Annotated in this window: 23 protein-coding genes, 1 tRNA gene, 1 pseudogene and 1 riboswitch; of the genes and pseudogenes, 7 read left to right on the top strand and 18 right to left on the bottom strand. The window is 65.0% G+C overall.

Going from position 1 to position 23,864, the window contains the following annotated elements; translation table 11 throughout:
- Positions 1–122 precede the first annotated feature (122 nt).
- Positions 123–198: transfer RNA gene (locus ACOERD_RS19955), tRNA-Lys, on the bottom strand.
- A 211-nt stretch (positions 199–409) separates the two neighbouring features.
- On the opposite strand from ACOERD_RS19955, the gene dapF reads away from it, so the two are divergent.
- Both dapF and mtaB read left to right on the top strand, forming a co-directional pair.
- Positions 410–1,252 (top strand): diaminopimelate epimerase, encoded by an 843-nt coding sequence (dapF, locus tag ACOERD_RS19950; RefSeq protein ID WP_419740203.1) that lies wholly within the window; start codon positions 410–412, stop codon positions 1,250–1,252.
- Positions 1,249–2,505 carry a tRNA (N(6)-L-threonylcarbamoyladenosine(37)-C(2))-methylthiotransferase MtaB gene (gene mtaB, locus ACOERD_RS19945; RefSeq protein WP_419740202.1) on the top strand — a complete coding sequence of 419 codons (1,257 nt, stop codon included), beginning with the start codon at positions 1,249–1,251 and terminating at the stop codon, positions 2,503–2,505. The genes dapF and mtaB overlap by 4 nt, the downstream gene beginning before the upstream one ends.
- A gap of 140 nt (positions 2,506–2,645) precedes the next feature.
- Here mtaB and ACOERD_RS19940 read toward each other — a convergent pair whose 3' ends face one another.
- The 4 genes and pseudogenes from ACOERD_RS19940 to ACOERD_RS19925 all read right to left on the bottom strand — a co-directional run.
- Positions 2,646–3,434, bottom strand: a complete 789-nt coding sequence (locus ACOERD_RS19940; RefSeq protein ID WP_419740201.1) for a cytochrome c1 — start codon at positions 3,432–3,434, stop codon at positions 2,646–2,648.
- Positions 3,435–3,451: 17 nt separating this feature from the next.
- Complete coding sequence (gene petB, locus ACOERD_RS19935; protein WP_170379706.1) at positions 3,452–4,783, bottom strand: cytochrome b; 1,332 nt, start codon at positions 4,781–4,783, stop codon at positions 3,452–3,454.
- A gap of 14 nt (positions 4,784–4,797) precedes the next feature.
- Positions 4,798–5,382: a ubiquinol-cytochrome c reductase iron-sulfur subunit gene (gene petA / locus ACOERD_RS19930; RefSeq protein ID WP_170379708.1), complete on the bottom strand. Its 585-nt coding sequence runs from the start codon at positions 5,380–5,382 to the stop codon at positions 4,798–4,800.
- Between the two features lie 210 nt (positions 5,383–5,592).
- A pseudogene (locus tag ACOERD_RS19925) lies at positions 5,593–5,691 on the bottom strand (hypothetical protein); the annotation flags it as partial.
- A 153-nt stretch (positions 5,692–5,844) separates the two neighbouring features.
- Here ACOERD_RS19925 and ACOERD_RS19920 point away from each other — a divergent pair.
- A complete protein-coding gene (locus ACOERD_RS19920) occupies positions 5,845–6,288 on the top strand; it encodes a c-type cytochrome (protein WP_419740200.1) in 444 nt (147 codons plus the stop codon).
- 3 nt (positions 6,289–6,291) lie between these two features.
- Here ACOERD_RS19920 and ACOERD_RS19915 read toward each other — a convergent pair whose 3' ends face one another.
- Both ACOERD_RS19915 and ACOERD_RS19910 read right to left on the bottom strand, forming a co-directional pair.
- The gene (locus tag ACOERD_RS19915; protein WP_419740199.1) at positions 6,292–6,900 is read right to left on the bottom strand and encodes a glutathione S-transferase; all 609 of its coding nucleotides are present in this window, start codon (positions 6,898–6,900) and stop codon (positions 6,292–6,294) included.
- Positions 6,901–6,956: 56 nt separating this feature from the next.
- Positions 6,957–7,586, bottom strand: coding sequence for an FMN-binding negative transcriptional regulator (locus ACOERD_RS19910; protein ID WP_419740198.1), 630 nt, complete (start codon positions 7,584–7,586; stop codon positions 6,957–6,959).
- A 54-nt stretch (positions 7,587–7,640) separates the two neighbouring features.
- Positions 7,641–7,795, top strand: a riboswitch (FMN riboswitch).
- A 75-nt stretch (positions 7,796–7,870) separates the two neighbouring features.
- Between ACOERD_RS19910 and ACOERD_RS19905 the strand changes: the two genes are divergently transcribed.
- From ACOERD_RS19905 to ACOERD_RS19890, 4 genes are all read left to right on the top strand, one after another.
- Positions 7,871–8,308, top strand: a complete 438-nt coding sequence (locus tag ACOERD_RS19905) for a 6,7-dimethyl-8-ribityllumazine synthase (RefSeq protein WP_419740197.1) — start codon at positions 7,871–7,873, stop codon at positions 8,306–8,308.
- Positions 8,309–8,447: 139 nt separating this feature from the next.
- On the top strand, positions 8,448–9,548 hold the full coding sequence (gene aroC, locus ACOERD_RS19900; protein WP_419740196.1) for a chorismate synthase: 1,101 nt from the start codon (positions 8,448–8,450) through the stop codon (positions 9,546–9,548).
- Positions 9,523–10,194: an HD domain-containing protein gene (locus tag ACOERD_RS19895; RefSeq protein WP_419740195.1), complete on the top strand. Its 672-nt coding sequence runs from the start codon at positions 9,523–9,525 to the stop codon at positions 10,192–10,194. Before aroC ends, ACOERD_RS19895 begins: the two co-directional genes overlap by 26 nt.
- 54 nt (positions 10,195–10,248) lie before the next feature.
- Positions 10,249–11,091 (top strand): DMT family transporter, encoded by an 843-nt coding sequence (locus ACOERD_RS19890; RefSeq protein WP_419740194.1) that lies wholly within the window; start codon positions 10,249–10,251, stop codon positions 11,089–11,091.
- Between the two features lie 122 nt (positions 11,092–11,213).
- On the opposite strand, the gene ACOERD_RS19885 is transcribed toward ACOERD_RS19890, so the two are convergent.
- The 11 genes from ACOERD_RS19885 to ACOERD_RS19835 all read right to left on the bottom strand — a co-directional run bounded on the left by ACOERD_RS19885 (position 11,214) and on the right by ACOERD_RS19835 (position 23,849).
- On the bottom strand, positions 11,214–11,810 hold the full coding sequence (locus tag ACOERD_RS19885; RefSeq protein WP_419740193.1) for a hypothetical protein: 597 nt from the start codon (positions 11,808–11,810) through the stop codon (positions 11,214–11,216).
- Positions 11,800–11,976 carry a hypothetical protein gene (locus ACOERD_RS19880; RefSeq protein ID WP_419737950.1) on the bottom strand — a complete coding sequence of 59 codons (177 nt, stop codon included), beginning with the start codon at positions 11,974–11,976 and terminating at the stop codon, positions 11,800–11,802. The genes ACOERD_RS19885 and ACOERD_RS19880 overlap by 11 nt, the downstream gene beginning before the upstream one ends.
- Positions 11,977–12,021: 45 nt before the next feature.
- On the bottom strand, positions 12,022–12,732 hold the full coding sequence (locus tag ACOERD_RS19875; RefSeq protein ID WP_419737949.1) for a DUF4376 domain-containing protein: 711 nt from the start codon (positions 12,730–12,732) through the stop codon (positions 12,022–12,024).
- Positions 12,733–12,760: 28 nt separating this feature from the next.
- Positions 12,761–18,385, bottom strand: a complete 5,625-nt coding sequence (locus ACOERD_RS19870) for a host specificity factor TipJ family phage tail protein (protein WP_419740192.1) — start codon at positions 18,383–18,385, stop codon at positions 12,761–12,763.
- Complete coding sequence (locus ACOERD_RS19865; RefSeq protein ID WP_419737945.1) at positions 18,382–18,846, bottom strand: hypothetical protein; 465 nt, start codon at positions 18,844–18,846, stop codon at positions 18,382–18,384. The genes ACOERD_RS19870 and ACOERD_RS19865 overlap by 4 nt, the downstream gene beginning before the upstream one ends.
- 13 nt (positions 18,847–18,859) lie before the next feature.
- On the bottom strand, positions 18,860–19,363 hold the full coding sequence (locus ACOERD_RS19860) for a DUF1833 family protein (RefSeq protein ID WP_419740191.1): 504 nt from the start codon (positions 19,361–19,363) through the stop codon (positions 18,860–18,862).
- Complete coding sequence (locus tag ACOERD_RS19855; RefSeq protein WP_419740190.1) at positions 19,360–19,764, bottom strand: hypothetical protein; 405 nt, start codon at positions 19,762–19,764, stop codon at positions 19,360–19,362. Before ACOERD_RS19855 ends, ACOERD_RS19860 begins: the two co-directional genes overlap by 4 nt.
- Positions 19,764–21,263, bottom strand: a complete 1,500-nt coding sequence (locus tag ACOERD_RS19850) for a phage tail tape measure C-terminal domain-containing protein (protein WP_419740189.1) — start codon at positions 21,261–21,263, stop codon at positions 19,764–19,766. Before ACOERD_RS19850 ends, ACOERD_RS19855 begins: the two co-directional genes overlap by 1 nt.
- Positions 21,176–22,387, bottom strand: coding sequence for a hypothetical protein (locus tag ACOERD_RS19845; protein WP_419740188.1), 1,212 nt, complete (start codon positions 22,385–22,387; stop codon positions 21,176–21,178). The genes ACOERD_RS19850 and ACOERD_RS19845 overlap by 88 nt, the downstream gene beginning before the upstream one ends.
- A gap of 147 nt (positions 22,388–22,534) precedes the next feature.
- Positions 22,535–23,062, bottom strand: a complete 528-nt coding sequence (locus tag ACOERD_RS19840) for a DUF6631 family protein (RefSeq protein ID WP_419740187.1) — start codon at positions 23,060–23,062, stop codon at positions 22,535–22,537.
- A gap of 4 nt (positions 23,063–23,066) precedes the next feature.
- A complete protein-coding gene (locus tag ACOERD_RS19835; protein ID WP_419740186.1) occupies positions 23,067–23,849 on the bottom strand; it encodes a hypothetical protein in 783 nt (260 codons plus the stop codon).
- Positions 23,850–23,864: the final 15 nt, after the last annotated feature.

Raw genomic sequence — 23,864 nt, 5'->3', positions numbered from 1 at the left:
TGGTGGATTTAAAGCCGATCCTCAAAAACCTGGCATGGACGCACATGTGTTTCGCTTGGATACAAGTCTCCCGCTATAGGCGATAAGAACTCTCATCCATTCCTTCGATCGCTCTGAAAAAGTGGTGAGCCGTGCAGGATTCGAACCTGCGACCCACTGATTAAAAGTCAGTTGCTCTACCAACTGAGCTAACGGCCCACTCTTTTGTCTGGATCTTTACGATCCGTGGCGCTCTTTAAGGCATTTTCCCAACCGGGTTCAAGACCTTATTTTGCACCTCGTTTCGCCAGAGTAATCAGTGTTTCCGGCGACCCGATAGGCGGCCTAATTAGGCAGGTGGCGCAGGGGGGTCAAGCCTTTTTTCAGGAATCGTCACCGCAGGGTGGATTCATCGCAGGACCAACGTTATATGCCCGCCATGCAACAGAGACTCGATACCGGTTTGCCCTTCATGAAGATGCACGGGCTGGGCAATGACTTCGTTATTGTCGACGCGCGCGCGCAGGCGACGCTGATCAGCGCTGCATTGGCGAAGGGAATCGGACACCGGCAGTTTGGTGTGGGATTCGATCAGTTGGCAGTGATCGAAAACGGAGCGGCCGACGCGCATCTCGTGTTCTACAATGCGGACGGGTCGACCTCGGCCGCTTGCGGGAACGCCACACGGTGTATCGCCCGTTTCCTGATGGAAGAGAGTGGCAAAACATACCTGACCCTGACGACCGAACGCGGCACCTTGTACGCGCAGGATGCAGGCAACGGCCTGACATCAGTCAATATGGGGCAGCCCCAGCTGGACTGGCAGGACATACCTCTGGCCGAAGAGATGGACACGCTGGAACTGCCAATTGAGGGCGCGCCCTCGGCAACAGGCATGGGCAACCCCCATTGCACGTTTTTCGTGGACGACGCCGAAGCGATCCACCTGGCCGAGTTCGGCTCGCGTTACGAACACCACCCCCTTTACCCCGAACGCACCAATGTGCAGGTGGCTCAGGTGATCGGACCGGACCACATCCGTATGCGCGTCTGGGAGCGGGGTGTGGGCATCACGCTGGCCTCAGGGTCTTCGTCCTGCGCCACGGCCGTTGCTGCGGCACGGCGCGGTCTGACGGGGCGCAAGGTGCAGATCGAGCTGGACGGCGGCACAATCTGGATCGACTGGCGCGGTGATGGCGTCTGGATGACCGGGCCGACCTGCCATGTTTTCTCAGGCACTCTGACCCCAGAATTCCTGAGGTCACTGGGATGAGCGCCCCCAAATTCACCACTCTGGGCTGTCGCCTGAACGCCTATGAGACTGAGGCGATGAAAGAGCTGTCTCAGCAAGCGGGTCTGCAAGATGCGGTGATCGTGAACACCTGCGCCGTGACAGCCGAGGCGGTGCGCAAGGCACGGCAAGAGATTCGCAAGCTGCGCCGCGAAAACCCCAATGCGCGGCTGATCGTGACCGGATGCGCAGCGCAGACGGAACCGCAGACCTTCTCGGCCATGGACGAGGTTGATGCCGTGATCGGCAATACCGAGAAGATGCAGCCTGACACATGGAAAGGCATGGCGGCTGACTTCATCGGCGAGACTGAAACCGTTCAAGTCGATGACATCATGTCGGTCACCGAAACGGCAGGGCACCTGATCGACGGGTTCGGCACCCGCTCACGCGCCTATGTGCAGGTCCAGAATGGCTGCGACCATCGCTGCACCTTCTGCATTATCCCCTATGGCCGCGGGAACTCACGTAGCGTGCCCGCTGGTGTAGTCGTGGATCAGATCAAACGGCTGGTCGACAAAGGCTATAACGAGGTCGTCCTGACCGGCGTTGATCTGACCTCATGGGGCGCTGACCTGCCCGCACAGCCCAAACTGGGCGATCTGGTCATGCGCATTCTGAAACTCGTGCCCGATCTGCCGCGCCTGCGCATCAGCTCGATCGATTCAATCGAGGTGGACGAAAACCTGATGCAGGCCATCGCGACCGAGCCTCGACTGATGCCGCATCTGCACCTGTCACTGCAGCATGGCGACGACCTGATCCTGAAACGGATGAAACGCCGCCACCTGCGCGATGACGCGATCCGTTTCACCGAAGAGGCCCTCAGCTTGCGCCCCGGCATGACCTTTGGTGCTGACATCATCGCTGGCTTCCCTACGGAAACCGAAGCGCATTTCGAAAACTCCCTCAAGCTGGTCACGGACTGCAACCTGACCTGGCTGCACGTCTTCCCCTACTCCAAACGCGAAGGCACTCCAGCGGCGCGAATCCCACAGCAGGTCAACGGCAAGATCATCAAGGACCGCGCCGCGCGCCTGCGCACGGCCGGAGAGGCTCAGGTCGCCAAACACCTCTCAGCTCAGATCGGTCAAACCCATCACATCCTGATGGAAAACCCGCATATGGGCCGCACCGAACAATTCACTGAAGTCAGTTTCGACACCACCCATCCCGAAGGTCAAATCGTCACCGCGACGATCACCGGACAAACTGCGACCCAGCTACAAGCCTGATCCACTCTTCATCTGGCCAAAAATATCTCGGGGTGAATTGGCCGCAGGCCAAGAGGGGCTGGCCCATTTGCCCCTTCAAAAAGAAAAACCCCCGCAACCTGAAAGGCGCGGGGGTTTTCAATTTCAAAAGCTCAAAAGCTTCACTGCTCGCGCAGCTTGCCTTTGTGCGGTGCCCACAGGCGCTTGTTCACCTGATACAGCAGCACCGACAGGACGGTCAGGAAGATCACGCCGACAAAACCGGCGTTCTTACGGTCCGTCAGCTTGGGCTCAGCGGCCCACATCAGGAAGGCTGCAACGTCTTCGGACATGGCTTCGACGGTGGCCGCGTGGCCATCGGCGAATTCAACCTGATCTTCGGACAGCGGCGGGCCCATCGAAATCCAGCCTCCAGGGAAGGCCTTGTTTTCGTAAAGGATCGTGCCTGCCTCTTCCTTCTCCTCACCAGTGTAGCCGTCCAGCAGAGAGGCGATGTATTCCGCGCCGCCCATGCCTTTGACCAGCTGGTTGATGCCAAGACCGTAGGGGCCGTGGAAGCCCGCGCGGGCTTTGGCCATCAGGCTCAGGTCCGGCGCGCCAACACCGTTATTCGCCGGGAAGTGGTCGGTCGGGATCGCCGGGCGGAAATCGTCCAATTCGGGGTCGAAAACCTCGAAATTGTCCGCCGCGTAAGTGATCACCTGCTCTTCGCTGTAACCCAGCGCTTCCAGATCGCGCAAAGGAACGTATTGCAGGCCGTGGCAGGCCGCGCAGACTTCGGTATAGACCTGAAGGCCGCGTTGCAGCTGGTTCTGATCCCAGGTTCCGAACGGACCTTCAAACGAGAAGTCGAAATCCTCGATATGAGTGTCATAGTCGCCTGCCGCAAAGGAAGCGGCAGGGGTAAGGGCCAGGGCAAACGCAGCGCCGATTGCAAGTTTCTTGAACATGTTTCCGGTCCCTCTTCTTACTCGGCCGGCGTGGCGTCGGCGTCAGCCTTGCCATAATGCGCGTTGAAGTCTTCTTCGATGGTCTCAGGCGGGGCCAGAGGTTTCTCGATCACGCCAAGCAGCGGCAGGATTACGAGGAAATACGCAAACCAGTACGCAGAGGCGATCAGCGAGAAGGTCGCGTAGGGCTCTTCCGCGGGCATCGCACCCAGCCACATCAGGGCAAAGAAGTCGATGATCAGCAGGTAGAACCACCATTTGAACATCGGACGATACCGACCCGAACGCACGGTCGAGGTGTCCAGCCAGGGCGCCAGCGCCATGGCCAGGATCGCACCGAACATCGCCAGAACACCGAAGAATTTCGCATCAATGATGCCGCCGGTGATGAAGCTGGCGAACTGAACAACCCAGACCTCGCCGGTGAAGGCGCGCAGGATCGCGTAGAACGGCAGGAAGTACCATTCGGGCACGATATGTGCAGGCGTCACAAGCGGGTTGGCCTCGATATAGTTATCGGGATGGCCCAGATAGTTCGGCATGAAGCCCACGATGGCCCAGAACACGACAAGGATGACCGCCAGAGCGAACAGATCCTTGATCACGAAATACGGCCAGAAGGGCAGCGTGTCTTTCTCGGCCTCGGCCTTTGAGCCGCGACGTACTTCAACACCCGTAGGGTTGTTGTTGCCGGTGGTGTGGAAGGCCCAGATATGCACGATAACCAGCGCCGCAATGATGAACGGCAGCAGATAGTGCAGCGAGAAGAAGCGGTTCAGCGTGGCGTTATCCACTGCGGGTCCACCCAGCAGCCATGTCTGCAACGCATCACCCACAAACGGGATCGCGCCAAACAGGCCGGTGATCACGGTCGCACCCCAGAAGGACATCTGGCCCCAGGGCAGAACGTAGCCCATGAAGGCGGTGCCCATCATCATCAGGTAGATCAGCATACCGATGATCCACGTGATCTCACGCGGGGCCTTGTATGAGCCGTAGTAGAGACCACGGAACATGTGAATGTAGACCGCGACAAAGAACAGCGACGCGCCGTTCATGTGCAGGTAGCGGATGAAATAACCACCATTCACGTTACGCATGATGTGTTCGACGCTGGCGAAGGCCAGATCGACATGCGGCGTATAGTGCATAACCAGCATGATGCCGGTGACGATTTGCAGCACCAGGCAGAAGGCCAGAACGATGCCCCAGATCCACATCCAGTTCAGGTTCTTGGGTGTGGGAATCATCAGGGTGTCGTACATAAGGCCGACGATAGGCAGGCGGCTGTGTAGCCACTTTTCGCCGTTTGACTTCGGCTCGTAGTGATCGTGGGGAATGCCGGACATAAGTTGGGTCTCCCTTAGCCGAGTTTAATGGTTGAAGCGTCGACCCACTCGACCGGTGGGATCGGCAGGTTCTCTGGCGCGGGGCCTTTGCGGATCCGGCCTGCCAGATCGTAGTGCGAGCCGTGGCAGGGGCAGAACCAGCCGCCAAAGTCGCCGGCATCACCCAGAGGCACACAACCCAGGTGGGTACAAACGCCCATCTGAACGATCCACGCGCCCTCTGCCTCGCCTTCGGGCGATGGCATGACGCGGTTTGCGTCGGTCGCGGGTGCATCGGCGTTGATGTTGAAGTTCCGGGCCAGCGGGTCAGGCAGGTTACCTACCGCTTCTTCGTCCTGCTGCTGCGCTTCGGCGATTTCAGCGCCTGTGCGGTGACGGATGAAGACCGGTTTACCCAGCCACTTGACCGTCAGCTGTGTACCCGGCTCAACCCCGCTTACATCCGTACGGATCGAGGACAGAGCCTGCACATCCGCCGACGGGTTCATCTGATTGATCATAGGCCATACCGCAGCACCGGTCGCAACGACCCCTGCGCCGCCCGCGACGTAGTACAGGAAATCTCTGCGGGTGCCTTCGTGGTCTTCTACGTGGGACACGAGGTTTTCTCCGATTGTCTAGCGCCCGTGCGAACGGGCCAATAGCTGGAACCCGGCACGGATGCCGGGTCTTAGCGGAATTCTCTACCGAGCAGAATAGTATTCGTCCAGCGGTGTTGAATGCGCAATACGCCGCATCTGCGTAATTTATCATCGCGCGGGGCAGTCTTTTTGATGTTTCTCGTCCTCATGTTTCAACGAAGCGTCGAATCAGCCCCGCTTGATTCGCGCCCTGTGACCCCAATCTGACCGGGACCAGCGAACCTGGGCCGACAGCACAAGCGGGTCGCATTGGTGCGAAAACCTGAAAAATCCGACATACGAAACCGGGTTTGTTCAGCAACAAATCATATGCCTGAAATAGACGATTTTTCGCGTGCCGAACGGGCCTGTTTCCTGTTGCACTTATTGCGCGAATACCTGATGCCCGGTTTCGCGCGAACGCCGATCAGGAGACCCCCCATGTCAAAGACCCACTTGGCCGTCGTTCTGTTAACGATTTCTGTTTCGACCCAAGCCGCCGCGGCCGGAGACCCCGCCAAAGGCGAAAAGCTCTACAACCGCTGCTCGGCCTGCCACGCGATCATCAAGGATGGCGAGGTTCTAGTCAAAGGCGGCATCACAGGCCCCAACCTATACGGGGTCGTGGGCCGCACCGCCGGATCCGAGAACGACTATCGCTATGGCAGCGAACGCCTGCCCATCGGCATGTTCACCGACGACATGATCCGCGCCGGTGACGCAGGTCTGGTCTGGACCGAGGAAAACATCGCCGCATACTCCGAAGACCCGATCGGGTTCATCAAGGAGTTTCTTCAGGACGATACCGCCCGCCCGAACATGAGCGTGAAGCTCAAGAAAGGCGCGGACGACATCGCCGCCTACCTAGCGACGTTCAGCCAGTAAGGTTTACGTCACAGGGCGCGTGGCGACCATGCTCGGACGCGCGTCAAACTCGGCAAACCAGGTTGCAAGGGCATCATTGCCCTTGCGCCAGCCTCGCGCATCATGACGCAGATCCAGATAGCCCAGCGCACAGCCAACGGCCACTTGCCCCATGTCCAGCGGACCCGACAGATGCGCCATCCAGCGCTGGTTCAGGACGGCACAGGCGCGCTCGACCTTGACCCACTGCGAATCCACCCATTCATCCCATTGCTTGCCTTCGGGACGCAGCCGACTTTCATAGGTCATCAGCAGCGCCGCATCCAAAATGCCATCTGCCAGCGCCTCAAGCGTCAGAACATCCCAGCGCCGTGCACCTTCGGGATAAAACCGCCCCCCGGCGCGGTCATCCAGAAAGGCGCAGATCACGCGACTGTCGAACAGGGTCGGGCCGTCGGGCCGCTCCAGCGCCGGAACCTTGGTCAAAGGAGCCTTTCCGATTAAGGGCCCTGCCGGGGTTAAAGGTGTACCTGCCACCGTTTCCAACTCAACATCCTCTAGCTGTTCTGTTTCATGCAACAAAACCATAACCTTACGGACATAGGGCGAAGTCAGACTGTGATAGAGTTTCATGCGCGCACTCCTTTGTTTGGGCCGACCTTACAACAGGGTACAGAAAACAAAAGCCGTCATTTCCCCGAGAGCTCTACAGCGCGCATCAACGCCTGTAGGGCCTGCACCTCCGAGCCGATTCCAAAACTCCCGACCTGCTCCGCCGCCCGCATCCGAACGTCATCGGGCTTGTTCTGGTTAAGCTTCCACGTGCCCTGAATGTCCTCGACCCGCATCCGGCAGGGCAGAATCATCCGCATCATCCGCTCCAGCGCGTCGCCCTCCATTTTGCTGCTGTGCCAGGGCAGCTTCGGGCGCAACCGGTCTTCGAAAAACGCCGACTGCCGGTCCAGCAGGTTTGGCATCTCCTCCGCCGGGCGCAATTCCAGAAAGCCGGTTAGGTGAACGGCGACATAGTTCCATGTCGGCACCTGATCGCTCACCTCATACCAATCGGGCGACACATAGCTATCCGGTCCAGAAACCGCGATCCGGGCTGCCTGCGGTGCCTTCAGCAGCCGAACAATCGGATTCGACCGAACAAGATGTAGCTCAGCCACCGAGCCATCCTCGGACAGCAGAAACGGCACGTGGCTGATCAATGGCGCGGCATCCGTCGACACGGCCAAGACGCCAAAGGCGCGTTCGCGAGCAAAGGCGATATGTCGGCTGATCTCCTCAGCGCGAAATGCGGGATTCGGGTGCATGAGATTCCTCCTGCCAAATCTCTTGCAGAGGAGGCCCAATCTATGCAAGGTCCGCCTCGTTCTCAGGGCGGGGTGAAATTCCCCACCGGCGGTATGCGGGCGGTGACCCGTAAGCCCGCGAGCGGCCTCACCGTGTTTACGGAAAGGTGTCAGCAGATCTGGTGAGAGGCCAGAGCCGACGGTTAAAGTCCGGATGAAAGAGAACGTGCCAGACGCGTCGATGATTCGGCGTGTCTGCTCGTGATCGCCTTGGGTGAAGTGTCTGTTTTGCTAAGGAGATCCTGATGACACACACCCGCTATGCTTTTGTCAAAGCCAACTGGCATTCCGATATCGTTGACCGCGCGCTCGAGGGGTTTCTGGAACTCATCCCCGCCGATCAGGTTGATGTGTTCGACGTCCCCGGCGCGTTTGAAATGCCCCTGATCGCACGCGATCTGGCCCAAACCGGCCAATATGCAGCTGTTGCCTGTGCCGCCTTCGTGGTTGATGGAGGCATCTACCGGCACGATTTCGTGGCCCAGGCCGTGGTTGACGGCCTGATGCGCGCAAGCCTCGACACGGGCGTTCCGGTCCTGTCGGTCTCGCTCACACCACATCAATATCAGGAAACCGACCACCACAACGCCATCTACCGAGACCATTTCGTACAAAAAGGACGCGAGGCCGCCACCGCCGCCCTCAACATCACGAAAACCCGTCAGGCGATCAAGGCGGCCTGATCCTTCTTCTGTTTGAAAATACCTCGGGGGAGGCGCGCTTGCGCGACGGGGGCAGAGCCCCCTCCCCCATTTCAGACGCAAATCCACTTGAGGCCAAAGGCTCTCCCCGCTAATCACAACCCGCAAAGGAGCCCGCCCCATGTCGATGAACAGCTTTGGACACCTCTTCCGCGTCACCACTTGGGGCGAAAGCCACGGGCCCGCTTTGGGCGCGACGGTCGACGGCTGCCCTCCGGGCGTGCAGATCGACGAGGCGATGATCCAGCACTGGCTGGACAAGCGCAAACCGGGGCAGAACAAGTTCACCACCCAGCGGCGCGAACCTGATCAGGTCAAAATCCTGTCCGGCGTGTTCGAAGGCCAGACCACCGGCACGCCCGTTCAGCTGATGATCGAAAACACCGACCAGCGCTCAAAAGACTACGGTGATATCATGGAGAAGTTCCGCCCGGGACATGCCGATATCACCTACTGGCAGAAATACGGCATCCGCGACTATCGCGGCGGAGGGCGCAGTTCGGCCCGTGAAACCGCCTCGCGCGTTGCGGCTGGAGGGCTGGCGCGTGAAGCGATCAAACAGATCGCACCCAATGTGCAGATCACCGGCTACATGACCCAGATCGGCCCGCACAAATTCGACCGCGCCAATTTTGACTGGTCGCAGATCGAACAGAACCCCTTTTGGACGCCTGACGCCCAAGCCGCCGAGGATTGGGCCGCCTATCTGGATGACCTGCGCAAGTCCGGAAACTCGGTCGGCGCGATCATCGAAGTCGTTGCGCGCGGCATCCCCGCCGGGCTCGGCGCGCCGATTTATGCCAAGTTAGACACTGATTTGGCCGCCGCGATGATGTCGATCAACGCCGTCAAAGGCGTCGAGATCGGCGAAGGCATGGCCGCAGCTGAACTGACCGGTGAGGCCAACGCTGATGAGATCTTCATGGGCCAGAACGGCCCCCAATACAGCTCTAACCATGCGGGCGGCATTCTGGGTGGCATCTCCACCGGACAGGACATCGTGGTTCGCTTTGCGGTCAAACCGACCTCGTCGATCCTGACCACGCGCAAGACGATCACCAAATCCGGTGAGGAAACCGAGATCATCACCAAAGGCCGCCACGACCCCTGCGTCGGTATCCGCGCGGTACCGGTGGGTGAGGCGATGATGGCTTGCGTGATCCTTGACCATCTGCTGCTGCACCGAGGCCAGATTGGTGAGAACCGTGGACATATTGGCTGATCTGCGCACCCGCCTCCGCGGCATCGTCGCGCAGCGAATGCAGACCGATCCTGCCCATGATCTGGCCCATCTGGACCGTGTCTGGCGAAACGTGCAAGCAATTGCAGATGATCAGGCGGACTTGTCTGTGTTGCTGGCCGCCAGCTATCTACATGATCTGATCAACCTGCCAAAGAACGACCCGAACCGCCACTTGGCCTCACGCCAATCCGCGCAGGAATCAGAGCCTATTCTGGAGGAATTGGGCTTTTCCGACGAACATATCCAAGCCACCCAACACGCGATCGAAGCGCACAGCTTCTCGGCCAACATACTGCCGCGCACGCCCGAGGCTCGTATCCTGCGAGATGCGGATCGGCTAGATGCGCTGGGGGCCATCGGTATCGCGCGCACCTTTGCGGTGGCTGGTGCATTGGGCCGGGATCTATATGACCCCGAAGATCCCTTTGCCGAGGCGCGCGATCTGGACGACCTGAATTTCTCGATCGACCACTGGAAAGTGAAACTGCTGAGCCTGCCCGACGACATGCTGACCGAGGCGGGCCATGCTCTGGCGCAAGAACGCCGGGCGCAGATGCTTGAATTCCTCAGGGCCTTCGCGGATGAAATCGGCCACCCTGTCCCCGACGCCTGGAATTCCCCCTGATTGGTACAATCCTGTCGTTGATCTTTCCGCGCCAAAAGCGCAGGTTCCCGGCCAATGGCACAATCCTTGACATCGCACCGCCCGGCTCTTGCTGTGGGCCTGAAATTGACCGCTTTGATGCTGTTCACCTTGATGTCGGCCTTGGTCAAAGCGTTGTCCGAGGACTTCCCACCGGGTGAGTTGGTCTTTTTCCGGTCGCTCCTGGCGATTCCCGTCATCATTGCCTGGCTGATCTGGCGCGGGGAGTTGTCACAAGGCTTTGTCGTCAAGAAACCCATTGGCCATTTCTGGCGTGGCGTTCTGGGCACCAGCGCAATGGGTTTGACCTTTACCGGCCTCAGCCTGCTGCCTCTGCCTGAGGTCACCGCCATCGGCTACGCGACCCCAATTTTCACCCTCGTCCTAGCCGCCCTACTATTGGGCGAGCGCATTCGCATGATCCGCATCGGTGCGGTGATGCTGGGGCTGGTGGGGGTTCTGATCATGCTCTGGCCGCGGCTCGGAAGCACTGAAATGGAGGTGGCGGCAACGATTGGCGCCCTTTGCGTTCTGGCTGCAACCATCGCGCGGGCTTTTGTGCAAATCCATATCCGGCAATTGGTCAAGGTCGACCACCCCGCCGCCATCGTGTTCTATTTCTCGATCACGGCAACGCTGCTTTCATCGCTGACCGTGTTTTGGGGTTGGACCATGCCGACACTGGATCAGGCTCTGTTATTGGTCGTTGTGGGCCTGATCGGTGGGGTTGCGCAGATCCTTGTCACTTCGTCCTATCGGTTTGGTCAGGCGTCGATGCTGGCACCTTATGACTACACAACCATGCTTTTCGCCATTGCAATCTGTAGCGCGACAGAATTATTGCTCAATCCGCGACAGTTTCGTGCTCAATCCCTGTGATTTTCGCGTTGATTTCTGGCGCGACAGTTTCGTGCTCAATTTGGTGTTTGATGCGACGGTATTGTGTGCTGGAACCGGCTGCAGTCAAATTACGGGGGCGGGAGTTGTGATCGGCCTTTTCTTCATCGGAGGGCAGAAAACGGCTCGGTGAGAGCGCGGCAGAAGTCGCCGGACCAGTTCGGGTTGCGGTTCTGAAGGTGTACTGGCGCGATATCATCAAGGTGCAGGCGGTTTTGCGTTCTGAAGAACCTGATCGTGTCGCAGAGTTCCCTGATCACGGGTGATACGAGGCGTTCGGCTTCTGCATATGGCCCGCTGCCGTTGTGAAAGCTGCGTGTGGTTGCGGTATTCTGGAACCAGGTCGCGATACCTTCTTCCATTACACTGGCAACGCCTTGCCCGGGATCAATGAGGTGAACGCATTCGTGGGCGAGTTGCCAGCGCGCCCTTGCCCCGTCCTGCATTGCGGACCGGTTCAAGTGCACAATGACATGCTTGCCATGAGGATGGGTGTCCGGGAACCATGTCTTGGGCATTTCATGGCATGTATCGACAAACTCGATGCCGAGGACAGTGAAGGCGGGATCTCTGGGCCCCAGCATGGCTTCGATGTCGGACAGGAACACGCCGAGCCATCGCGTGAAGGTGCGGGGCTCAAATCTGCTGGTCGCGCCCTCCTGCATGACAAGCCGTGTGACGAACTGCCCGTCAGCGGCCATTGAGGAGGATCTCTGAAAGGGCCAGATCGGCGGCTTCATTTGGCAGGCGACGGCCGAAAGCCTCAAGCAGGGTCTTGTGGAGCGCCTCGAGCGCCTCGAGTTCCTTGCGCTTGTCGTCGATTCTGGCGGCGAGATATTCCATTGAGGACGGTGTGTACTGGCTCATGTCCGATCTCCGTTGTACGTGTTTTAGCATATCCGCGCGGGCGCGTCATTGGGGCTGGGTGGCGTGCTCCGGCCATCCTTGTGCGACGTTTATGGCAAGGATTGCCTCTGCGGTTGTGGCGGCGGTGATGGCATCCTTGAGTGTGCGGGCGTGGATGCGGCGGGCGCTCTGCCAGGCCGAGAGGGCTTTGGCGAGGGCTGTGATGTCCTCTGCGCGCATGGGGACGCGGGTGTTTGCGGCATCGATCCAGACGAAGTCTTTGGGCCAGTTGGGTTCTGCGGCGGCGCGCAGGGCGGCGGCGGTGATGGCTGCGGCGCTTTTGGTATCGCCCTGCCAGGTGCGGGCGTTGTGGGTGAAGGTGGTGCGGCGTGCAAGCTCTGCGGCCAGTTGGGCGTGCTTGTGCTGCCGGGCCTCTTCGCAGGCCTGGTGCACGGCGTGCCGGGTGAGGCTGTCCCATGCGGGCTTGTCGCCGGCCTTTGCATCTTCGCGGCCATAGGGGTCGGGCTGTGTGGCGGCGGCGAATTGCGGCGGGTTCCATGTGTAGCGGTCCCACATGGTTTTGGTGATGGTCTCCGGGGGCTCGGCCTCTTCGGGGAAAGCGGTCCATGGCAGGATGTCGTGAGGCAGGGCAAGACCTGTCTCGGTGAGGGCCAGGAGCGCCTGTGCGAAGGCGTCGTAGGAGAGCGTTTGTGGCGCGGGGTCTTGTGCGGTGGGGTCTTGTGTCACTGGGCTTTGTGTCACTGGGCTTTGTGTCATGGGTCATATCCTGGGTCAGGCGACGGGATCAGGCGAAGGGGCGGGTTTCTCGTGCGGTGAGGGTGAGATATGCGGCAGCACTCCATGCGACCCGTGTGCTGCCGCCTCTGATACCCGCGACGCTCGCGCCCCCGGTGCGTACGGTTCCTGTTGCGCGCAGGGTGAGCCTTTTCTGCCGGCCGACCGGGGTGAGCCGGGCGGGCAGCACCCCGCTGAGAACGGCACGGCCTGCGGCGCCGGTGGTGACGCTGATGCTGAGGGTCCGGATGACGACATTGTCGAGCCGGACCTCGAGCCGGACGTTGAAGGTTGCGCTGTTGTATCTTGTGCCCACGGCCGATTCTGAACCCTCGCTGTTGCGGCTATGTTCGTACCAATAGGACGAGGAAGGCGGGGTGAACCCGCCGCCCGAGACCTCGACCGCGTAGCGGATGATCTCGTCGGCACTGTCCCTGCGCACCACGATATCGGAGCCGCCATCACTGCGGCGCGTGGAGAAGCGCTGGTTTTTTCTTGTGCGCGCCCTGCCCGACGCGTCCAATCGCCAGCGCGCGCCCCGGGCCACATCGCCGATGAGGCTGTCATCGAGATGGGTGAGGGTGATGAGGCCGGGGCCGATCTGGACGCCGCCGGTGATGAGCGCGGTGTCGGCGCGCAGATGGGTGCCGTCGATCTGGCCGGCGGCGAGGGCCTCGGCCAGCAGCGTGCCGGGGATGACGGTATTGCCGTTGATGACATGGGTGACGGGGAGCCATGCGGTGCCGGTCCAGGCGCGGGTTTCGGCCCAGCCTCCGGCGCTGTCGGTGAGGGTGACCACATCGCCGGTGACATTGGCGCCGGGGGTTGCGCGATCGGCGATGCTGTTCACCCAGCCGCGCGCGCTGACGCGCCGGGCATAGCTGCCCGCCCCGCGCGCGCCATTGCTGCCATCACGCCCGTTGATGCCGTTGCGCCCGTCACGCCCGTTGCGGCCGGGGTCTCCCTTGTCCCCCCTGTCTCCCTTGCCGCCGGTATCGCCTTTCCTGCCCGGTCGCCCCTGCCGGCCGGTATCGCCGGTATCGCCCTTCCTGCCCGGCCGCCCCGGGGCGCCGTCGCGTGCATATCTGGTCCATTGCACCGGTCGGGAAAACGCCCCCCAGTTGCCGGAGGAGCCTTTGCGCTGGCTGGCCCAGAGATAGGGTCTGGCGGCGCTGACGTCAGGGGCATCATCAACCCAGCCCTCGGGCACATGATCGTCGAGGCGCCGCTGGGTGGCTGTTGTGCGCGGGGTGGCGGGGCGGATCGGGGTGCTGGTGGCGCGAAAGATGAACTCGACACCCGGACCATCAAGGCCCGGTCGCCCCTGCCGGCCGGTATCGCCGGTATCGCCCTTCCTGCCCGGTCGCCCCGGGGCGCCGTCGCGTGCATAGCGGGCCCAAAGCTCGGGTGGCGAAAACGCGCCCCAGTTGCCCGAAGAGCCGGTGCGGCGACTGGCCCAGAGATAGGGCGCGTCGCGCGTGATCCCGACGGGATCATCGGACCAGCCGGGGGGCACATGATCATTTGCCCTGGACTGCGCGGGCGTTGTCTGCGGTCTTGCGGGCGCCCGGCGGGTGGCGGTGCGCCGGAAGATCATCTCGACCCCAGCGCCATCCTGCCCGTCACGCCCATCCTGCCCGTCGCGTCCCGGCTGCCCGTCCTGGCCCGGGTCCCCGTCGGTGCCGTCGCGTCCCGGCTGACCGGCGGCCCCCGGGATGCCGTCGCGTGCATATCTGCCCAGGAGCGCGGGGCGCGAAAACGCCCCCCAGAGCCCCGCGCGCCCGCGCCGCTCGCTGATCCATTCATATGGCTGCTCCACGGTGACACCCAGGGGCGTGGCGGACCAGGGCGGGGGCGTGTAGCCGGGCATCTGGGCCGGATCTGTTGCCGCCCCTGTTGCCGCCTCACCCGTTTGCGCGGGCGGGGTGAGGCTGAGGGTCATGGCGGTGACGGTGTCGCGGGAGCGCAGATTGTAGAAAAGCAGCCGGAAGGTGAAGCGCTCGCCGGCCCTCAGCGTGATGTCGAGATGATCATCTGCCCCGCGGCGCGCGGCATTGCCCTTGGCGCTGAAGATGGCCCAGTCGGTGCCCTGGTCGGGGGCGCCGTCCATGGTGATGCGCCAGGTGCCGGCGCGTCCCCGGGGTGCGGTGAAGCGGAACCATGTGGCGGTCCAGGCCGGGCCCGGCGGGTCGAGGCCCTTGAGGAGGGGGAAGATATCGAGCGCGCGGATGCCGAGCGGGGTGGTCAGGACATGGGGGTCCTCTTGCGTGCCTGAGCCGGTCAGCCCCGGCGGCGGTGGCGGGGTGGCATGGGCGGTGCGGGTGAAGAGCCGCTCGACGCTGGCGCCGTCCTGTCCATCCTGCCCGTCCTGTCCGTCCTGTCCGGGCCGGCCCTGCGCGCCCAGGGAGGACCAGAGCGCGGGGCTGCTCCAGCGGGTCCAGGGCCCGCCGCCGGTGCGGCCCTTGCGTTCGGTGATCCACTGGAAGGGGGCCTTGGATGTGAGGCTGACCGGTATGCGCTGCCATCCTGCGGGCAGATGGGTATCGCTGTCGCTGCCGCCAGGCCCCGGGCGGGCGGGTGGCGCGTTCTGCGTGGCGCTGGCGCGGAACGCATATTGGGTGACGGGCAGTTTGACCGCATCCGCCAGATCGACGGGGCCGGTGAAGGCGGCCTCTCCGGGCACGCCATCCCTGTTCAGGGCGGCGAGCGCAAAGCGCCAGCGCCCGGCGGGTGGCAGGCGTGTCTCGAGCGGCAGGGCGGTGATCCGGCCATGCAGGAGCGGGGTGAGCGCCTCCCATGTGGCCGCAGCGCGCGCGGGCCCGTAGCGCAGGGCGTAGCCGGCGACGCGCCCGTCAGGGGGCGGGGTGGCGGTAAAGCGGCGGGCGCCATCGCCCAGCATCTCGACCCCGAAGCCTTCGGGGGCGGCGATGGGGACGGTTTTGTCGCCGATGAGGGTATGGGTGGTGGTGAAGACGGGCCCGAGGGGGGCGGCGCGGGAGCCGGGGGTGATCTCGATGTCGATCTCGCGGCCGGAGGCATCATCGGTTGAGAAGATATATGTGGTGACGGCCTGCCGGTCGTCTGCCACGACGCGCCAGCCATGGCTGTCGCGGGCGCGGATGGTCGCGCCCTGCCAGGGGCCGGATGTGGTGAGCCGCAGGGTCACTTCGGTGGTTCCGTCGGCGCGCGCCCGATCGGTGATCGCGGCATCGAGCACGGCCGGGCTTTGGGGAGCGGGCAGCGGCAGGGGCGCGCTGAGATCGGCGGTGGCGGCGTTGTGATAGGCGGCCACCTCGTCGATGGCCTCGAGCCGGATGCGCGTGGCCGAGACCGGTTCAAAGCCCACGATGCGCAGGGGCGCGGGCGGGGCGTCACCGGGATAGACGCGCCAGAGCACATCCGACACCTCCGTCTCTTCGTGCTGCCAGTCATCGGGCAGGGCGCTGGCGGGGCGCACCAGGGCTCCGTCGGCGGTGATCGCGCGGGTGATGAGGCGACCATCGCCCAGGCGCAGCATCGCATACCAGCTCTCGTCTTGCGCGATCTCGAAGCTCTGGCCCAGGTCCCAGCGTTCGGGAAGGTTTCTGGCGGCGTCAGCCGGCAGGACCGTGACGAGCCGTCCGGTCTGGCCGCCATCGATGAGGGAATGGGTGAGGCGCACCACGTCGCCCCGGGCGATGGAGAGCCCTTCGGCGGCCATCTCCCATGTGAGACGGCGGCGGTGATAGAGCTGGCGGGCGGCCTGCAGATTGGCTTCGGTGGCGGCCTGGGCGGGCGTGGTGACGCCCGGCAGCGTGAGGGTTGCGGTGCGTTTGGGCGTGGTGACGCCCGGCATGGTGCGGCGCAGGGTCTGGAATTGCCAGTCGGCGTCCGGGTCGAGATAGCGCACGGCGATCTCATCGGCGGGTTTTTCGCCGGACCAGGTGATCTCGAGGCTGCCCGCTATGATATTGCCGGGGGTGATGAGCGCGGTGGCGGGGGTTGCGGGGTCGTCCCACACCACGCCCAGCTTGCCGCTGGCCCATGTGGGGCTGGCCCGCCCGCATTGGCAGATGGTGCGGATGATCCGGGCCGAGGGAACGGGGCGGTCGAGGCTGAGATTGCAGGTGAGGTTCTGCCTCTCGCACCAGGCGGCCCAGGCGGTGAAGGAGGGCAGGTCGATGCGCCGGTCAGCCAGTCCCAGCCCCCAGGCAAGGCGGCCCGAGACAAAGCCGCCGCGCAGGAAGGCGAGCAGGATCCAGGCCGGGTTGGAGGTGGCGCGGGGTTTGGCGCGGCGCGAGACCGAGCGGGGCAGTAGATGCCGGGTGATGGCGTGGATGGCGGGCAATTGGCCGGAGGCCTGGGCCGAGGCGGGCAGGCGCAGGCGCAGCCGGGTCTGGCCGCTATAGTCGGCGGTATCGGGCTGGAAGGAGCGCAGCGCGGCCCAGGCCAGCGCGTCGATCTCGTTATCCGCGCCCGAGGGCGCGGTGCGGCGGCGCACGCGGACCTCCCACTGCGCGGTCGCCCCGGGGTGGATGCGGATGGTGCGGCGCAGCCCGTCGCGGGGGCTGTCGCCATTTGCGCGCAGCGTGACGCGGCGGCGGGTCCAGCCCTCGCGCACGCCCACCCTGCGATAGCTGATCACGATCTCGCGGGAGAGAGCGTAGGGTTTGCCGGAGCGTTTGCGCAGACCGAAGAGCTGCCCGGTGATGTCGAGATCGAAGCGGTTGGTGCCGGGGCTTGTACGGCGCGAGATCAGGCGGCGGCCTTCGAGCTCTGCGCCCTGGATGGTGTCGACATTGGCAGGCCATGTGGGATCGGGCCCGCGCAGGATCTGCGCCTGTGCGCCTGGAAAGTCCGACAGCGGCTGGTTGCCGATGCGCAGGTCGGCGCGCTCCAGATGCAGGTTGCCCAGGCCGAATGTGAGGCTGAGATTGAGGAACTGCGCGTCATCCTCGAACTCGGTCCAGGGTTTTGCGCCGAGATCGGGAAAGACGCGGTGGCGTCCGAAGGTGAGCAGGAGCGGCGCGTAGGGCCGGGCCCGGTTGGCACCGCCGCTCAGCGAATAATCGCGGCGGGCGGGCGCGTCCTGGTCCAGCCCGTCCGCGTCGCGCACGGGCACCAGCGCGTTGATGATCAGCCCGCCGGCGGTGGAGATGGCGGCCCCGGCCAGGGCGCCGGCAACCTGTGCCCCCAGGCTGCCGGCCCCAAAACCAAGCGCGCCGCTTGAGGCGATGGCGGAGGCGGCCCAGCCGCCGATGGCGATGGTGGCGATGGTCAGGATGGCCGCAAGCGGGTTGGAATCATCGCCCTGAAGGGCTGCGCGCAATGTGAGGCGCTGGCCGGGGCGCAGGGCCGTGTGCGCCCAGGCCCCGGGCGGCAGGGCGATCCCGTCAAGGCTTACGTTTACCGGCAGGGACCCCCGCGCGGGCCAGGCGAGATCCAGCGCCTGGGCCACGCTCAAGGGTTCAGGTGGGGCGTCATGGGTGCGCGCGGGCAGGGGCAGGATGATCTCCGGCACCCGGGCCTGCGCGGTCAGCGGGTGCGGCCACAGATCGGCGCTTGCAAAGCCGACCTGAGAGGCCGTCACAGGGGGTTTGAAGGGTGTTTTTGAGGGTGTTTTTGAGGGTGTTTTTGAGGGTGTTTTTGAGGTCATGATCCTGTCTCCCAGCGATAGAGCCCGACCACCACAAGCCCGCGTGCGGGCAATATGCGCAACCGGTGCAGCACCGTGCCCAGCCCCGGTTGCCAGTGCAGGCAGGCCGGCTCGGTCATGTCGGCATAAAGCCCGATGTGATGGCCCAGCCCCGCGCGGCGTCCGCGCGCCCGCATCAGCACACCGTCCCCGTCGCACGCCCTCTCGCGCGCACCCAGGCGCCGGGCGATCCCGCCTTCGGTTGCGCGCCCGGTTGCGCATCCGGTTTTGCGCCCGGCTTCACACATGAGCGCGTCCCGGATGGCCGCGTCATTGGCGCGGATGCCGCCCGGCGCGGCGGGCAGGGCGATGTCGGACCCGAACTCGACGCGCAGCACATGCGAGACCAGCGCGGCGCAATCTTCCGCCCGATGCCCGATCCAGCGCTCTGTCCAGTGCGTCTCCATCAGCTGAGCTTCCATCAGAACAGCCCCATCAGAACAGGCCGGGAGAGGTGGCGGGATCGTGGCGCAGGGTTACACCCGCGCGGCCCAGGAGCGGATCAAAGCCCAGCCGGGCGGTCACCGTGCGGCTGGTGGCGGTGATCTGCAGCACATCCATGGTGACGTCATAATCGGGGGTGGCAACGGGGGTGTTCTCGCGCGCGGTGACGATCATGACCCGCACGGTGATGCCGTGGATGCCGCTGGCGGTGGCGCGCGCCCCATCGATCCAGGCGGTGATCTCGCGGCCCACATTGTCAATCGCCAGTTCCGCCGCCGGCACCCGGTCGGGCGCGTCCGTGGCGATGCGGGCCTCAAAGCCCAGGGCGATATATTTGCGCCCCCCGACCACCCGGTCGCGGCTCTGGCCGTCATTGATGATGCGCACCCGGGCGGAAAGCTCCGGGTGGGCAATCTCCAGCGCCGCCAACTGGCTGTCTTTCGGGCTTGCGGCAATGCGCGCGCGGGCGCGCGCGGCGTTTTCGGCTTTGCTCATGTGGTTTCCAGCTCCATCTCAAGTTCCCAGCTGCGCCGCCCGGCGGGCGCGACATGCGCGCGGTAGCTGATGCCGCCATCCCCGCCCACCACGCGCATCATGACCCGCGCCCCGGTCTCGTCGGGAAAGCGAAACGGGCGATGGGCATTGGCCCCGGCCCAGGCGCGGAACCGGATGAGGTCTTCATCGGGGCTGCGCGTGATACCTGCCTCCCGGCTGCCCAGGAGCCAGGCGCGGATCCGGCGGCGGGCGGGGGTGGCGGTAAAGCGGCGCACCTGGCGTATCGCGCCATCGTCGAACCCGGTGCGCTCGACCACGGTGACGGGCAGGATCTGCCGGCCCGGGTCGATCCGTGCATAAGCGGGCCATGCGGGCCTTGTGGGAGAGAGGGGGGCGGACATCAGTAGGGGCTCTCCCCGGTGGTGGTGCGGACGGCCTGGCCGATGGGGCCGTTTGTGAGGATGTCCTCGACGACGAGGCCGATCACCCAGCGATCGGGGCTGAAACTGGCGTGCGCCTCCACCGCCCGCTGCGCGGTGCCGCGATTGTCGATCGAGATATCAACGCGCGGTCCCGGCCCGGCCCCTGATGCCTCTGAACCGCTGCGCCCCGGCAGGCGCAGGCTGGGGATATCGTGGCCGCGCAGCCCCGGCACGCCCGGCACACCGGCCACGCCGCCGGCATGATAGCGCGCCGCCTCGCGCAGGATCTCCCAGGCCCGGGCCTGATCGGGGCCCTGGGCTACGCCGCCCAGGACCGCGCGCGATTGCGCCGGGGTCAGCACCGCCTCGCCCTCCATCAGCACCGCCGGCACCTCACCGGGAAGAAACGCGCCCGCAAGGCGGTCGGCGGGGGAGGCTTTCGGCACCCCGCCGATATGGAAGGGGCGGGCTTTGGGTCGCGGGGAGCTGCGGGGGGCTGCACCGCCCCCGAACACCCCGCCCAGGGCATCGGCCAGCGGCCCGGTGATGTTCCGGCGAATGGCGATCCGCGCCAGATCGGCGATGATGGAATTGGCCAGATCGCCAAAAGACGCCTTGCCGGTGGTGACAAAGCGGGTGAGGGCGTCTTCCAGCCCCTTAAACCCCGCACCCCAGGCCTGCGCCACCTCGTCGCGGCTCTCGATGGCATCGCGCGCATAAGTGCCCAGCGTCCGCGCCAGCGCGGTTTCCAGCTTGCGCGCCTCTTGCCGCGCCTTTTCCATCTCGCGGCGCAGTCTTGCCGCCGCGCGGGCGGCCGCGCGAGACCCCGCGCGCTCGGCGCTGCCTGCCGCACGCAACTGCGCCCCGAGCCGGGCGGTCTCGGCTGCCGCCTCCGCCGCAGCCTCCGCCGTCTCGCGCAGGCCCCTTGTGCGGGCGCGTGCTTCCTCGGCCGTGAGGCCACCTGCCACATAGCCCTGTTCAACAGGCGCGATCTCGCGTTCTGATCTGTGCAGGCTGAGCGCGCGCGCCAGCGCCACCGGATCGTGCGCGTGCGCGCGTCGCAGCCTGGCCTCGTCCAGGCGCGCATCGGCCGATCTGCCAAAGCGCTCCATCTCGCTTGCCGCCTGCCGCAACCGCTCGGCCAGGCGGTCGGCCACGAGAACCCCGCTTTCCAGCCCCGGCGCGATCTGCGCGCCGGCACCGGCCAGCGCGAGCACCTGGTCCTCGGCCTCCAGCACCTTGCGGATAAAGGCCTCAAGGGCGGCGCGCTGGGTCTCGCTCTGGCTCCGCACTGTCGCCCCCGTGGTGACGAGCGCTGCGCGCAGCGCCTCAAAGGCTGCCCTGCGCGCCTCGGCCCCCTCACCCGCCCGCAAGCCCCGGAAGGCCTCGATCACCCGGGCGGCGGCCTCTTCGGTGAGACCGAAGGCCCGGGCCAGCTCTGTCTGTGCCGCGCGCGCCCGCGCGCCCAGATCGTCCATGTCGCGCGCGAGGCCCGCGCAAACGCCTCCGGTTGCGCCTGAAGGGCAATCTCCTCCAGCAACGCCTCCACCGTGACGCCAAAGCGCCGCGCCGCCGCGTTGAGCTCGGGCCCCTCAAAGATCTGCGCCAGTTCCGCCTGCGCCGCCTCCCGTGTCTCGGTGACCTGGCTAACCAGGTCCTCAAGCGGGCCGGAAAACGCCGCCCGGGCCCGGGCGGCCAGATCTGCCAGCAGCGTCTCTTCATCGGCTCGTGTCCGGCGCGTGGCCGCAAGAGAGGCCGGGCCAGCCGCATCCTCCAGCTCTCCGATCACCTCCGCAACGGCCCGCGCCGCATCGCGCCGCGCCAGTGCCTCCTGGGCGGCAATCAATCCGCGCGCCTGGTCGGCGGCGGCCCCGTATCTTTCCGCCAGCGCCTCGACGTCGCGCGCCAGGGCGCGCAGGGACCGCAGCCGCTCGGCGGCCTCCGCCAGCCGCTCGGAGGCCTCACCCGCCTCACCCGCCTCTTCGCCCAGGTCAAAAAGCGCTCCCGCCAGCGGCAGGCCCACCGCGACCACGGCCCCCAGAACCGCCCCCAGGGCGCCAAAGCCGCCCAAAAGCTGCGGCAGGTTCTGCGCCAGCGCCACGCTGGCGGCTGTCCCGGCGGCGGTCTGCACCGCGAAATCCTGTACCTGGAAAGCCACGTTCTGTATCGCCGCGCGGCTGGAGCGGCCTGCGCCCGCAAGCGCGCGGTTGGCATTGGCCGCGCGGCTGGCAGATGCGGCCTGCATGTCCATCGCGCCCGCCGCACGGGCCGCGGCGCGCGCCGCCGCCTGCGTGGCACCTGCGGCCTGAACATTCGCGCGGGCTGTGCGCAGGGCGGCGCGGGCCAGCCGGTCCTTTGCGCGCGCGTCCTCCAGCGCTGTGCGGGCGGCGTCCGAGTGTTCGCGTCCAACCTTTGCCTGGGCGCGTTCCAGTTCATGCGCGGCGCGCGCCGCCTCACCCGCCGATTGCGCAGCGACCGCATTGGCGCGCGCCACCTCCCGGCTTGAGCGTTTGATCACCCCGCCCAGCCGTTGCACCTGCGTCGCGGCCGCTTTTGTATCCGCCGTGATGCGCAGGGCCAGCTCAAGCGTGTTACCCGCCATCTCCGCCCCCTCCTCCGCTCTCTCCTCCGCTCTCTCCTCCGCCCCCGCCCATGAGCGCCGCCGCCATCATCCTCTCAAGGCCGCGCATCCGCTGCCGCTCGGCGGCGCGCCCGTAAAGCACCATCTGCCGCCAGGTGAGGGTCGCCATCAGCTCGTCGGGGCGTCCATGTCCTGCGCTGGCAAGAAGGCTGAGGAGCTCAGCGAGGCCCAATATGCGCTCATCGTCTCCCGGCCCAGGTGCTGGCCCAGAAGACGCGCGGTAAAAAAATCGGTGTTGACCTGCCAGACCGCCATCGTGAGCATCCCCGCCCAGGGCTCGCGCAGCGCCGCGATCCAGTCCGGCGCGCGACCCGTTGCGCGCGCGCAGATATCCGCCCAGAGATCGGCATGTGTGCCCAGAACTTCCGCCACCCGCGCCGGCGTCATGCCCTCGGGCTCCCCCAGAAGCGCGGCCAGGTCCTCGATGAGCCCCCGCGCGCGGGCCTGCACGTTCAGCCCGTCCATAAAGCGGAACTCGCGCACGGTTACGCTCACCTCCGCGCCGGTTTCGGGGTCCTGCAGCACCAGTTCCATGTCCGGGAGCAGAACCGCCGCCTCACACTGGCGCGGATCGGGGGTCCCGGGTTCCGCTGTCCCGGGATCTGTCTCTGCGGTATGTTTGCGGGTTTTGCGCATCGGATCAGCCCTCCGGTCCGTAGATCACCAGCGCCGCGCCCGCATCTGGTTCGAGAATTTCCACCTGCAGCGGGATGCGCTGCGCCTGGGTCGGGTTTTTCAGGGCCATCTGCCCGTTGGGCGACACCGTGCAGCGCGGCGCAAAAAGGCGCTTGCCCACGCCCTCCACCGCATCCTCGATATAGCGCAGGCCGAACTCGCGCAGCTGTGCCTCCGAGGAGGTCGCGCGGGCCAGGGTCTGTGCCACCGGGGTGTAGCTCACGCGCACCGCCTTGGAGGCGCCGCTGATGGGCTCGAGATCGGTGAAGAGGATCCGGGCCCTGCCATGATCGATCCTGTAATGCGCCGCGTCCAGGGCGGTGTTGCCGCTCGCGCCTTGTTTGACCGTCACCGCCGGGGTGGCGGCGATGGCCGAGACCCCTTCGGGGCGCGCGCGGCTCACGCCCAGCTGGTACCAGACATCTTCGCGCAAGGCGGAGAGCAGCTCGCCTTCCACCACCTGCGCGGATTGCGCATCACGGCCGGTTTCGCCGAGGATGAAGAGCGCGAGGTTTTTTGCGCTCATATCCTCCAGTTCGATATCCATCCGCCGCGTCACGCTGCGGGGCTTGTGCACCAGGCGGCGGCGCACAGGCCCGTTGCTGCTTTCCACGGTGATATACTCGCTTGTCACGGTGACGGAACAGGAGGGCAGTTCGCCCAGGTACCGCTCACCGCCTTCCGGCTCGATCAGGTAGAGCCAGCCGGCCCCCACCACGATCTGGTTTTTATGGTGCTCCTCGCGCATCGCGTCTTTCCTTCC

It is taken from the genome of Ruegeria sp. (assembly GCF_965199275.1).
Lineage (GTDB): Bacteria > Pseudomonadota > Alphaproteobacteria > Rhodobacterales > Rhodobacteraceae > Ruegeria.
Note: the sequence above shows the minus strand (reverse complement) of the source record. Positions and strands in the feature narration are given on the sequence as shown.